Source organism: Xenorhabdus miraniensis (genome assembly GCF_002632615.1).
This window is the reverse complement of sequence record NZ_NITZ01000003.1, coordinates 281,688-292,908: the sequence shown is the minus strand read 5'-3', so window position 1 is coordinate 292,908 and position 11,221 is coordinate 281,688. Positions and strand designations below refer to the sequence as shown.

General features: G+C 42.1%; 9 protein-coding genes. 6 read left to right on the top strand and 3 right to left on the bottom strand.

From position 1 onward, the window contains the following. The first annotated feature begins 4 nt into the window (after nt 1-4). The 3 genes from Xmir_RS04855 (at nt 5) to bcp (ending at nt 4,769) form a co-directional block, all read left to right on the top strand. Nucleotides 5-781 (top strand): thioesterase II family protein, encoded by a 777-nt coding sequence (locus Xmir_RS04855; protein WP_099113342.1) that lies wholly within the window; start codon nt 5-7, stop codon nt 779-781. Nucleotides 782-816: 35 nt separating this feature from the next. Continuing rightward, nucleotides 817-3,744, top strand: a complete 2,928-nt coding sequence (locus Xmir_RS30005; RefSeq protein ID WP_422646032.1) for a salicylate synthase — start codon at nt 817-819, stop codon at nt 3,742-3,744. 551 nt (nt 3,745-4,295) lie between these two features. Next, nucleotides 4,296-4,769 carry a thioredoxin-dependent thiol peroxidase gene (gene bcp / locus Xmir_RS04845; protein ID WP_099113284.1) on the top strand — a complete coding sequence of 158 codons (474 nt, stop codon included), beginning with the start codon at nt 4,296-4,298 and terminating at the stop codon, nt 4,767-4,769. Nucleotides 4,770-4,859: 90 nt separating this feature from the next. Here bcp and Xmir_RS04840 read toward each other — a convergent pair whose 3' ends face one another. After that, nucleotides 4,860-5,909 (bottom strand): AbrB family transcriptional regulator, encoded by a 1,050-nt coding sequence (locus Xmir_RS04840; RefSeq protein WP_099113283.1) that lies wholly within the window; start codon nt 5,907-5,909, stop codon nt 4,860-4,862. Nucleotides 5,910-6,004: 95 nt separating this feature from the next. After that, nucleotides 6,005-7,072 (bottom strand): AI-2E family transporter, encoded by a 1,068-nt coding sequence (locus Xmir_RS04835; protein WP_099113282.1) that lies wholly within the window; start codon nt 7,070-7,072, stop codon nt 6,005-6,007. 203 nt (nt 7,073-7,275) lie between these two features. On the opposite strand from Xmir_RS04835, the gene bepA reads away from it, so the two are divergent. Together bepA and arsC are read left to right on the top strand one after the other, a co-directional pair. Further along, the gene (bepA, locus tag Xmir_RS04830) at nt 7,276-8,739 is read left to right on the top strand and encodes a beta-barrel assembly-enhancing protease (protein ID WP_099113341.1); all 1,464 of its coding nucleotides are present in this window, start codon (nt 7,276-7,278) and stop codon (nt 8,737-8,739) included. A gap of 11 nt (nt 8,740-8,750) precedes the next feature. After that, nucleotides 8,751-9,107 (top strand): arsenate reductase (glutaredoxin), encoded by a 357-nt coding sequence (gene arsC / locus Xmir_RS04825; RefSeq protein WP_099113281.1) that lies wholly within the window; start codon nt 8,751-8,753, stop codon nt 9,105-9,107. A 122-nt stretch (nt 9,108-9,229) separates the two neighbouring features. Here the strand turns inward: arsC and hda are convergent, their stop codons facing one another. Next, on the bottom strand, nt 9,230-9,937 hold the full coding sequence (gene hda / locus Xmir_RS04820; RefSeq protein ID WP_047963722.1) for a DnaA inactivator Hda: 708 nt from the start codon (nt 9,935-9,937) through the stop codon (nt 9,230-9,232). 387 nt (nt 9,938-10,324) lie between these two features. Between hda and Xmir_RS04815 the strand changes: the two genes are divergently transcribed. After that, the gene (locus tag Xmir_RS04815; RefSeq protein ID WP_099113279.1) at nt 10,325-11,185 is read left to right on the top strand and encodes a hypothetical protein; all 861 of its coding nucleotides are present in this window, start codon (nt 10,325-10,327) and stop codon (nt 11,183-11,185) included. Nucleotides 11,186-11,221 lie beyond the last annotated feature (36 nt).

Here is an 11,221-nt window from a genome sequence, read left to right as displayed (position 1 = left end):
CCCGATGATTCGTCCGTGCCTGACGACGCATGATGAACCCAAATACACCCTGTTAATCTGCCCCTTTGCCGGGGGCAGCAGCAGTGCATTCCGCCAATGGTCCACGCTGGAAAGTTCAGACATCGCGGTTTCGCTGGTCATTTATCCGGGACGTGACAGCCGCATGAATGAACGAGCTGTCACCAGCATTGCACCATTAGCACAATCACTTTTCGACCTGATCGTGTCATTCACGCCTGCACAAAGAGAGAACTTAATACTGGCCGGCCACAGTATGGGGGCTCAGGTGGCTTTTGAAACCTGCCGGCGCCTTGAACAACATAGCTGTTTTCCCAAGGCGCTGGTACTTTCGGGGTGTCATGCCCCCCATCTTCAATCCCGCCGCCAGTTGAGTGGATTATCTGATCATGAATTCATTGAGCAACTGATTGATATTGGTGGTTGCAGCCCGATTTTACAGGAAGATCCGGGATTACTTGCGCTATTTTTACCCATGCTGCGTGCTGATTTTTTTGCCACTGAGCATTATCACCATGTCATTCAACCGGATTCAGTGAAACTGCAAATACCAACGTTGCTGCTTTATGGCAATGAAGACAAAGAGGCCTCTGCTCTGGAAGTTCAGCAGTGGCATCACTGGCTTGCAGGCGACAAACAAAACCTTTCGTATTGTTGCCGGGAGATTACCGGCGACCATTTTTACATTACTCAAAAACCACAGAGTTTTATTCATTACATTACGCAATTTATGCAGTATGTTTATTCAAAGGAGTTCGCATAATGGCACTTTTTTCAATCCCAGAAAGAGCACTAACAATGACGCCAGACTATTTTTGGAATGGCAAAACACTGGACCAACAACTTGCCGGATGGTCTGGTCTCTGGGGTGATAAAACGGCGCTGATCTGTCAGGAAGAGCAACTGACTTATCATGAACTTCATCAAGCCGCGGAAAGGCTCGCAAGCGGGTTATTCCACAAAGGAATACGCCGTGGTGATAATGTCATGGTACAACTGCCTAACCGCATTTCCTTTGTTGTCACCTGTTTTGCTTTGTTCAGGCTAGGCGCTCACCCTGTGCTATTAATGCCGACACAACGGGCACATGATATTCATGCCCTTTGCCAAATTGCGCGCCCGGTCGCTTATATTATCCCTGACTGTATTCATGGCTTTGATTACCGGGAAATGGCGCAAGAAATTGCAGCCTCATGTCCCGAACTGAAACATATTATCGTTGATGGAGAAGCCGGAGAATTTACCGCATTGGCATCCATTGGTGATAAACCACTCAATATTTCCGGCCCAAGTTATGGCGATATTGCTGTACTGCTGCTTTCTGGTGGAACGACAGGGACACCTAAATTAATTCCGCGTACTCACGACGCCTATACCTATGATTTTGTGCTTTCTGCCCGCCTGTGTTCGGTAAATCCTGAAAGCGTTTATTTAGCGGTATTGCCTGTTGCCCATAACTTTACTTTAGGCAGTCCCGGTATTCTGGGTACGCTTTCTCAAGGCGGATGTGTACTCCTAAGCGATACCGCTAGCTGTGATGAAGCCATGCCGCTGATCGAACAGTATCAAGTGACACATCTGGCATTAGTACCGGCTCTTGCACGTCTCTGGGAGCAGGCCCGCGACTGGGAACAAAGCGACCTTTCATCCCTGCGCTGCTTACAAGTCGGTGGCGGCAGGCTCACACCAGAACTGGCGGAACAGGTCATGGCACGCCTTGGCCCTTTACAGCAGGTATTTGGTACAGCAGAAGGATTACTTTGCTATACCCGGCTGGATGATCCCTATGAGGTCATCATTAATACCCAAGGACGCCCATTGTCGGAAGAGGATGAAATCAAAATTGTTGATACCAGCCTGCAACCTGTTGCACCCGGTGAGGTAGGCGAGTTGATTACACGCGGCCCCTACACCATTACGGGATATTACCGTGCAGAACAACATAATGCCGTCGCTTTCACTTCTGATGGATTCTATCGTACCGGCGATCTGGTTCGCATGAATTCAGATGGCAACCTGATCGTTGAAGGGCGGATTAAAGAACAGATCAACCGCAGTGGTGAAAAAATTTCGACACAAGAAGTTGAGACGCTGTTGCTGCAACATCCTGACATTGATGATGCAGTTGTCATCGCTGTCCCTGATGAACTACTGGGTGAGCGAATTTGCGCTTGCCTGCCAAAGAGTGGCAACCAACCAGAACCTACACAGATGCAGACATTCTTGCACCAGAAAGGTGTTCAGCGTCATAAAATCCCTGATCAATGGTTGTTTGTAGCGTATTGGCCTTTAACCACAGTAGGAAAAATCGACAAACGCCAGTTAGTACAGATGGCACAAACAGAGCACGGAAGCCCTATGCAACAATATCATGAACACACTCTCGCTATTACCAGCACCCCGTTAGATCTGATCACGCATTTGCTTTCAGATAATAATTCACAACCTTGTACGCTCTATGAAGCAAAAGGTGAATGGTCATTGGGAATAGGCTGTGCAGCAACTATCAGTGCAGATGCAGCAGGACAATTGATTGATTCACAAGGTAATTATCATTCATATGATATCAGTACTTTAAGCCAGAAGCTTGAACAGGCACTCAACGCGGTTCAGGTTAAAGACTGGCGTGCTTATGGGAGAACATTATTTGAGTTTTCCCATATGGCATATGGATTGCCATTAGAACAACAAAACGAATCATTAATAAAAATCATCATTCCACAGCATGAATTACGCATAACTCAAGGTCAGGTTCTGATACGGACACTTGAAGAAGCTCAGATCGCCATCCTGAGAGAAAAAGTCAGCCAAGCTGATCAATTAGGCACGCCGGCTTTTCCAACTACAAATTTCCCAACTACAAATTTCCCAACTACAAAAGAGATGGCAATTGCCAACACAGCAAACGCCGCAAAAAATTACCAAGACAACGTAGCAAATGCGGTTAAGGACATTACCGCAGGTCACTACCAAAAAGTGATCTTATCACGCCAAGTTGAGCTTGGTGCAAATATCGATATGACACATAGTTACTGGCTGGGCCGTCAAGCCAACACACCCGCCCGCTCTTTCTTCTTACGTGATGAAGATTTCTCTGCTTACGGTTTCAGCCCGGAAACTGTGGTTGAAGCAGATGGTTCAGGTTGGGTCAGCACCCAACCATTGGCAGGCACCAGAGCATTGACACATGACAAAGATCAGGATCAACGGCTACGGGCAGATTTACTTTCTGACCCGAAAGAAATCTCTGAACACGCCGTTTCTGCTAAATTAGCCTTAGAAGAACTAGCGCCGATTTGTCAGGCTGAAACGCTTTGTGTGTCAGAATTCATGGCTATTCGTGAACGCGGTTCAGTACAACATTTGGCATCAAGGGTAAAAGGATTACTCCAAACAGACAAAAATCGCTGGGATGCTTTCATTGCCTTATTCCCGGCGGTAACGGCTTCCGGGATACCAAAGAAACCGTCTTTGCAAGCCATTTCCCGCTATGAAGGTGATCCACGTCGGCTTTACAGTGGTTGTGTCATGCTATTGGATAGCTCAGGTAAATTAGATGCCGCTCTGGTATTACGCTCTCTTTATCAGCATAAAGGACGCTGTTGGCTTCAGGCTGGCGCAGGGTTGGTCAGAGATTCAAAACCAGAAAGAGAATGGCAGGAAACTTGCGAAAAACTTGACTGCATCATGAAATATGTTCGCCCTTATTCCGGCAGAAAAAACTAAAAGTCTATTGGGATAAACAATAATACTACTTCCGGGAAAACCAGATATAACCCTGGTTTTCCCAAGATAATTAGTTTTTATATGATTAATCTTCTATTATGATTTTTCGTGACGTTGGATAGATCCCAATATCAATTCAATCTCTTTTGCTGTCCCAGCAATACCTAAATTTAAATATAATTTTTTCTTTAGGAATAGCACAAATAGACAAATCGTCCTTATCGGATTTGGTAATCATTTTTTTTCAGGGCGTTTTCCGCTGATGGAGAACAACCATGGTTCAGTCATTGCCCGATCAATTTTCTCAAAAATAATACCGCTTTTAATGCAGTTCATATCCTGATATATGTACACATTTTTCATGAAACAAGATGAATACATACGAACAATGTTGAATATCATTAGGCAAGGAGAGAGAAATAACCCTTTAAATTCATATGAATAGTTAAAACCAATGACATTTAATACATATACATGTTAACGTGTGAACATATGGCAGTATTATCGTACAAAAATCATTTAAATCAAAACGATTAAACGGAGAATGCGTGATGAGTCCATTGAAAGCCGGTGATAAGGCACCTCAATTCAGCCTTCCTGACCAAGATGGCGAAACCATTAATTTGTCTGACTTCAAAGGTCAGCGGGTTTTAGTTTATTTTTATCCCAAAGCAATGACACCAGGTTGCACCGTTCAGGCATGTGGTTTGCGTGACACGATGAATGAACTAAAAAATCTTAATGTCGAAGTGTTGGGGATCAGCACAGATGCACCAGAAAAACTATCTCGCTTTACAGAAAAAGAGATGCTGAATTTCACGCTACTTTCTGATGTTGATCATCAGGTTGCTGAGCAATTTGGTGTTTGGGGTGAAAAGCAGTTCATGGGAAAAATCTATGATGGTATTCACCGCATCAGTTTCTTGATTGATCCACAAGGCGGTATTGAACACGTTTTTGATAAGTTCAAAACCAGTGATCATCATCAAATTGTACTCGATTACCTGAAACAGCATTCATCGTGAATCAGTTATAACCAATGATAGCCAGATAGCATCATTCACTCCCGCGGTCTAACCTGACAACGGGAGTGAAGTAACATGAGTGAATCAATATCAACTCCGGTGACGACGCGCCTGAAAAGCCAAAACGATGGCGGGTATAACATGAAGCAGTGACATACGTATAATATGGCTCGACATCACAATTCCCACATTTACTTTCATTGCTATTGCTGCAAATAACATCGCTTCCATACTGCCAGGCGCCCAAGCCAGAATCAGCAGATCCATCGGGTAATCTATCAGCTTTGCCGTAATCAAGGCCACCAGAATAGTCACAACCAGACTGATAAAGACGGCCTGTATAGAAGACCAGATATTGCTGATAAGCATAGATAAAGGTAAGGCTATAAAATTCATGCCTATTCGCATACCAATCAACGTCATAGATAAGGAATTAAGAAAATCAGGCATAACCAGCGTTGTCTCGGATAGTAAATGCACCAATACCGCAACAGCCAATGAAGTCAACATATAAGGAGCAGGAACATGGATACGCGCTAACAAGCGTCCCAGCCAATATCCTCCCACTGCAATCACTGACAACCAGCCAATCACACTAAATGTATGGGCATTAATCGCATAGATATATGGCACAATTTCTGTAACTGGATCTGTGGCCGGAGGTGGATTCAATCCGACAATAATGCTCGCAATGATAATCAACACCACTAAGCGAATAGCATGGGATATAACAATTTTCTGGGATTGAGTCTGTGTGTGATCACTCAGTGCCAACACTGCTGCCATAGCCCCCGGAACGGCACCCAGCACCGACTCTTCACGGCTCCAACCCATTTTCCGGTTAAACCATAGGTAACCAGTAACAAATTGCAATATCAGGCAAATCAGCAAAGCAGGAAGCAACAAAAAAATATCCTGAGCCTCTTCTGCTTGTAACCCCCTGATCATCAATCCCACTGAACCACCCAATACTATCTGGACCACCGTGAAGCCGTGTTTGGGTGCTTCAATGACAACCCGAAATCGATACGCAATAATCACAGCAGCAATTGCACCAAACATATAAGCTAGGGGCAGGCTCAGCAATGATAATCCCCAGCCCAAAAGCATACAGGGCACAATACTCAACAGTGATCGCATACCTACTCCTTCCCTTATTTTCAATTTATTATATTCAGAGTAATTTTGTTCTTAATATCCTTCACCATAGCCACCTTTAATATTGGCATTTGCCATTACTCTTCTTGCCCTTCAATTTTTTCTTCCGGCCAAACATTAATGACAGCCTTAATTAGTGTAGCCAGTGGAATAGCAAAGAAAACGCCCCAGAATCCCCATAACCCACCAAAAATAATGACAGAAAAAATAATGACAAGAGGATGTAGATTGACTGCTTCCGAAAATAAAATTGGCACAAGGAGATTGCCATCTAACCCCTGTACAACCAAATAGGCAATAAACAGAGTCCAGAAATCCGTTCCAAGTCCCCATTGAAACAGTGCCACGACAATAACCGGAATAGTCACAATTACCGTACCAATATAAGGAATGAGTACAGACAAACCAACCAGGACTGCAAGCAACAAAGAATAATTCAATCCAAAGAAGGCAAATACTGCGTATGTACAGATGGTTAATATAACCATTTCAGTGACTTTACCACGGATATAGTTAGTAATCTGTTGGTTCATTTCATGCCATACTTTTCCTGCCAAACCGCGATCACGCGGCAATACTCGCTGTAATGCCACCACCATTTGATTTTTGTCTTTCAGCAGGAAAAACACCATTAAGGGGACAAGGATCAGATAAATTGCGAGGGTCAACAAACCAATCAAAGATGCCACTGAAAACTTAAAAACAGATTCACCAGCCAGAGAGAGTTTGCTACGTAAATTATCAGCAATCATTTCAATAATACCTGCATCGACTAATGCCGGATAACGGGAAGGCAAAGTATGGGCATACTCATTGAAACGATTTAACATATTGGGCAAATCAGAAAACAAATTTAATCCCTGTTGCCAGACAGCAGGCGCAATAATCAAGATAACCAATGCGCTGATTCCCATAAAGACAGTTAATACAATGGAAACGGAAAGCACTCGACCACAACCCAGCTTTTCTAATTTCACCGTTGGCCATTCCAATAAATAAGCCAAAACAATGGCGGCAAGGACAGGTGCCAGGATTCCATTAAAGAAATAAATAATCCCAAACCCGGCCAACAAAATAATTGATAACGCCACCACCTGTGGATCAGTGAAGCGGCGGTGATACCACTGCATAATCATTTCCAGCATAAATACGACTCCTTGATAACGACACTCAATAACTATTTTTCATTAAAAATTATTACGATTAACGGATTTTCAGGTACCTTTTGCTATCATACACATATCCATGAAATTGGTAGCTAATTAGAACGCATGTTTTATGGGAATTGCTTTATGGAAATTATTTTATGGGAGTTATCTTATGGGTACTGTCTTATGAGAATCGCTTTATGAGAAAAATACCGAAAAAATCCCTGATAGCCATCGTTGCAAGCCTGTTATTATTGAGTAATACCCCTGTATTCTCCGCACCGGCTGAAGATTCACTGCCTGACATCGGTACTACCGCAGGAGCAACCCTCAGCATCAATCAAGAATTGGCAATGGGTGATTTATACATACGTTCAATACGGGCTCAGGTTCCTTTGATTTATGATCCGTTGCTGACACAGTACATAAATAAACTAGGCCAAAGATTAGTTCACCACGCAGACTCCGTAAAAACACCTTTCCATTTCTATCTGGTCGAAAATTCCAATATTAATGCTTACGCATTTTTCGGTGGTCATGTTGTTCTTCACTCAGCGTTGTTCCGCCATAGCCGGAATGAGAGTGAGCTGGCCTCTGTCATGGCTCATGAAATCTCCCATGTTACACAACGCCATCTGGCGCGCCTGATGGAAGATCAACAGCGCAAAGGTCCCCTTGCCTGGGCTGGTATCCTTGGTTCTATTCTGCTGATGATGGCTAATCCGAATGCAGGCATAGCTGCACTCAGCGGTACATTTGCAGGTTTTCAGCAAAATATGATCAGTTTTACCCAGTCAAATGAACAAGAAGCTGATCGCATTGGAATACGAATTCTCAGCCGTGCAGGATTTGATCAACATGGAATGCCTAACTTTATGCAAATTCTGGTAGATCAATCTCGCTACAGCTCCAAGCTGCCTGAAATACTCTATACTCACCCATTACCTGATAGTCGGTTGGCTGACGCTCGTAATAGAGCAAATCAATACCCGATTAAAACTGTTCCTGAATCTCAAGATTTTCTGTTCGCCCGTGTTCGTCTTTTGACAATGTATTCAAATGAAAAACCTTCTAACATTAATCAATTGTTGAACAAATATAGCCAAGGAGCGACGAAAGAGCAGCTCGCTGCTGCTTATGGACAGGCTATTTTGCTTTCTGAAGATAAAAAGTATGCTGCTGCTAAAGCGATCCTGTCTCCACTTCTGGATAAACATCCGGACAATGTTTGGTTCATTGATGCAATGACTGATATCGATATCAATCAAAAACACTACGCCAGCGCTATTACCCGATTGCAAGATGCGCTCAAGAAACAGAAAAACAATCCCATACTGCAAATCAATCTCGCAAATGCCTACTTTAACGCGGAGCAATACTCACAGGCATCACAACTTCTGTTCCGTTATACCTTCAATAACCCTGACGATCTCAACGGTTGGGATTTATTGAGAAAAACCGCAGGAAAGCAGGGAAAAAATGATGAAGAACTCGCCGCTTATGCGGAATTTATGGCATTACAGGGGAAATTTGACTTGGCTATCGATTATCTGAGCAAGGCCAGTAAATTGGCAAAATTGGGCAGTTATGCTCAGGCGCGGTATGATGCCCGTATTGATCAATTGCGCCAGCTGCAACAAAGTTATAGCCAATATACAAAATGAGGGATTTTTCTATGCAACAAGTGACTTTTTATCACAATTCCCGCTGCTCAAAGAGCCGCGAGACACTTAAGCTGGTTGAAGAACTCGGTATTACACCGGAAATCATCCACTATCTCGATACACCACCAACAGCAGAGCAACTGACCGTACTATTGAAGCAACTTGGCTTCAAAGATGCCCGCCAATTAATGAGAACTAAAGAAGAACTCTATAAGGAACTCAACCTCGGTGATGATTCACTATCGCAAAAAGCATTGATCCAAGCGATGGCTGAAAACCCAAAACTGATAGAGCGCCCGATTGTTGTTGTCGGCGATAAAGCGCGCTTGGGGAGGCCACCGGAGCAAGTTAAAGAGATTCTGTCCTGATTAATTTTCAGAAATTCCGAACAAAAAAGTGATAGGAACACGTTCACTATCACTTTTACATTCGGATCACTTTTACATTCTGAACTCGTTTACTTGCCGCTCTATCAACTCAAAACATCAACTTAAAGCTCAAGGATATCTTTTACAAACGGGATCGTCAGCTTACGTTGTGCCACGATAGAAGCGCGATCAAGTTCATCCAAGGTTTTAAACAGTGTTTGCATTTCCCGGTCGAGCCGTTTCAACACAAAGCGCCCGACATCCTCCGGTAATTCAAAACCCCGTAATTTAGCCCGTAACTGCAATGCCTGGATTTTCTCATCATCAGACAGAGGCTGTAATTTGTAAATTTGACCCCAATCCAGACGAGATGCCAAATCCGGTAACGTCAGGTTAATCTGCCTTGGAGGACGATCGCCTGTGATCAAAAGGCAAGTCCGGCCAATCTCCACAATTCGATTGTAAAGATTGAAAATAGCCATCTCCCATTCCTGATCACCCGCAATGCACTCAATATTGTCGATGCACACCAATGATAAATGTTCCATACCATCAAGGACTTCGGGAACAAAATAGGCGCGTTTATCCAGTGGTACATATCCTACTGCTTCTTCCTGTTGGGACAATTCGGCACAGGCAGCATGAAGCAAATGACTCTTGCCCCCGCCATCGCGGGACCAAAAATAGATATAGCTGCCATGTGACTGACTAATGGCCAATTTTATTGCAGCTAATAAGGAAGTATTCTCACCTGCAAAGAAACTGGCAAACGTTTCATCATCTGGCAAATATAATGGCAATGAAAGCTGCGACGGTGTATTCAGAAGCACCTCAAACAGAATGGATAACGAACAGTGCTAAGTCTACCACAAAAAGTCCCTATAAATGAAACGAATGCTTTGTTTAAAACAAGGGGTTATTGTCGATGTTAGTCGAGCGATAAAATGGATAGTTTACAACCAACAGGATGGCAAAAATTTATTTTTTAATATTGGTATTCCGGTAATCAGAAGATTAGTATCAGAACATGTTCCAGAACAAAAGCCTTATAACAGAAGGCCTATAATAAAATCCATTTTTTCGGTTGACCAGAGATACTCTTTACTAACATAAATTTTATTTCATATCTGACAAACAGATATTCTAATGTAAAAATATAATACGGCTAATTTTAATGCAATTATCTTAAATTTTAATTTTCCGAGGTTCATATGTTAATGGAAAATATATTACGTGATGTGATACTAAGAACAAAAAACGCTTTTATGGGAGGATCTGCCAACAAATTTCATTTTGAAACAAGAAACCTTGATAAGGTAGATAACCAAGGAGATCCTATATCACTTAAACTGCAACATCTTATTTCCAGTCAATCAAATAAACTTAGTAAAACACGTTTTAACGATATCAGAGATTCACGACTTCCTCATCTATATCAATATATTAATGAAATCAAATTCAAAATGAACTTGGTTGGAAATTGTAGTGAACATTGTACTTATGCTTTTCATTATCTAATAAAACAGCATTCATTTGCAATTTTCAACCTTTACAAGACCATAGATCCCAACCCAGAAAAGAATATATATGTCGTCATATATGAAACTACATTTCCTAAGGATCATGCTTTTATCACGATAAGTCATTTAAAAAGTGATGTTTTTTTAGCTATCAGAAAAGGACTATTTTCACACATCCTGCCGGATTCATGGATATGTGATCCTTGGGCAGAAATTGTCTGTAAAGGAAAAGATTACCCTCTTCAATGGAAGAGCAAAATGAAACAATGGGAAAATGAAAATGTTTTCGTAGCAACAGAAAGCTCTAAAAATTACTCCAATGCTGTAACAAATAAATATGATGGATTTTTTTCCCCTACAAGACCAGAAGTATACAATATGATTTTACCATATGATAAGTTTGAACCAGCATATATAGCTTTTATTGATGGAAAAGGCAATATTAATACACTAAATAAATTCAAGAATGATTTATGTAAGGTCCCATATGACATCAGTGAAATAGAAAAAAAAGAACTTCTTGATATGGATTTTCCTGATATAGATGAAATACGATAAATATTAAAAATGATAATAGAAATGTAACATTCAATC